Genomic DNA, 1,750 nt, shown 5'->3' on the forward strand with positions numbered 1-1,750 from the left:
ACCCGGTCTGGTGCCGCTGCGGCCCCTGGGCTTCGGCACTCTGCTCGGCGCTCCGTTCCAGGTGCTGCGCCGCAGCCCCCGGACGACCCTCGGGCCGGCCCTGCTGATCCAGGGTGTCGGCTCGGTGCTCGCCCTCGTGATCTACGGAGTCGTCGCCGTCCTCGCCATCGGCCGCATCGACCAGGCGGAGGCGGCCGACCGCGACGCCGTGGGCGCGGGGTCGATCGCGATCGTGATCCTCGCCGCTCTCATCCCCCTGGGCGTCTCGCTCGCGACCGGCGCCCTGGTGCAGGGGCTCGTGGTCCTCGAGGTCTCGCGGGCGGTGCTCGGCGAGCGGCCGACGCTCCCGCAGCTGCTCGCCCGCCTCCGCGGTCGCTTCTGGGCGCTGGTCGGCTGGACGGTCCTCCAGGGCATCGGGCTCTCCCTGCTCGTCCTCGTCGCCGTGGCCGTCGCGGTCCCCCTGTTCGTCGTGGGTGCGCAGGACGCGGGTGCGGGGGCGATCGTCGGGGGTGTCCTCGTGCTGCTCGTCGCGGCGGCATCGGCGACGGCGCTGGGCGCCTGGCTCGGGACGAAGCTCGCCCTCGTGCCGAGCCTGCTGGTCGTCGAGCGCCAGCCGCTCCGCCGTGCCGTGGCGCGCTCGTGGGCGCTGGTCGCCGGCGGGTTCTGGCGCACCTTCGGCGCGCTGGCTCTGATGCTCGTCATCGTGCAGGTCGCGGGTCAGGTGGTCGCCACTCCCCTGAGCCTGCTCGTGCCGATCGGCGGTGCTCTGATCGCACCCACCGATCCGGAGGCGCAGATCGCCGCCTCGCTGGTCGTCACCGTGCTCTCGCTGGCCGTCGGACTCGTGATCGGCGCGGTCGGCACGGTGCTGCAGGCCGCCGTCACCGGACTCGCCTACCTCGACCGCCGGATGCGCCGCGAGGGCTTCGATCTCGTCCTCCTCCGCCACGTCGAGGACCGCGCGGCCGGCCTCGACTCCCCCGACCCGTTCCCGGCCCCGGAGCGGACGCCGCGGTGATCCGCGCCCTGCCCTCCGCGACCGCGCTGGACCCCGACGCCGAGGAGGCCCGGCGCCTCCTCCTCGAGGAGCTCGCCGATCCGCGCTACCGGGCGGCCGAGCCGAGCTGGTTCGACCGGGCGGTGCAGGCCGTCCGGGACTGGTTCACCTCCCTCACCGTGCCGACGGACGGCCCGGCCGTCCCGATCGCCGCGGTGATCGGGGTCCTCGTCGTCGTCGCGCTCGTCGTCACCGCGCTGCTGATCGCGGGACGGCCGAGCCTGCGCCGGCGCAGCGCGCTCCGCGGGTCGGTGCTGGCCGCGGACGACGGGCGCTCGTCGGCCGACCTCCGGGCGCTGGCCGAGGCCGCCGCGGCGCGCGGGGACTGGAGCGAGGCCGTGATCGAGCGCTTCCGCGCTCTGGTGCGCTCCCTCGACGAGCGGACGCTGGTCCGCGCCTCCCCCGGCACGACCGCGCACGGCTTCGCCCGCCGAGCCGAGGCCGTGTTCCCCGGGTCGGCCGCCGAACTCGGACGCACCGCCGACGACTTCGACGGCGTGCGGTACCTCGACCGACCGGGCGGACCCGAGGAGTACTCCCGCGTCCGCGCGCTCGACGACGCCCTCGCGGTCGCGGCCCCGCCGCTCGCGCTCTCCGCGGATCCGCTCTCCGGGGCCCCCCGATGACGGCGCAGGCCGGTGCCGTCTCCACCCCGACCCTCGGCGCGCTGCTGCGCCGAGGCCGCGTCTGGGC

2 protein-coding genes are annotated in these 1,750 nt (G+C 76.5%); both read left to right on the top strand.

Annotated features, from left to right (window positions below):
* A partial coding sequence (locus NB037_RS19190) for a hypothetical protein (protein WP_251948643.1) occupies positions 1 to 1,018 on the top strand: 1,018 nt, incomplete at its 5' end.
* Entirely contained in the window at positions 1,015 to 1,683 is a 669-nt protein-coding gene (locus NB037_RS19980; RefSeq protein WP_251948644.1) for a DUF4129 domain-containing protein, read from the top strand. The genes NB037_RS19190 and NB037_RS19980, both read left to right, overlap by 4 nt.
* Positions 1,684 to 1,750 lie beyond the last annotated feature (67 nt).

This window comes from Rathayibacter rubneri, from assembly GCF_023743255.1.
GTDB classification, from domain to species: domain Bacteria; phylum Actinomycetota; class Actinomycetes; order Actinomycetales; family Microbacteriaceae; genus Rathayibacter; species Rathayibacter rubneri.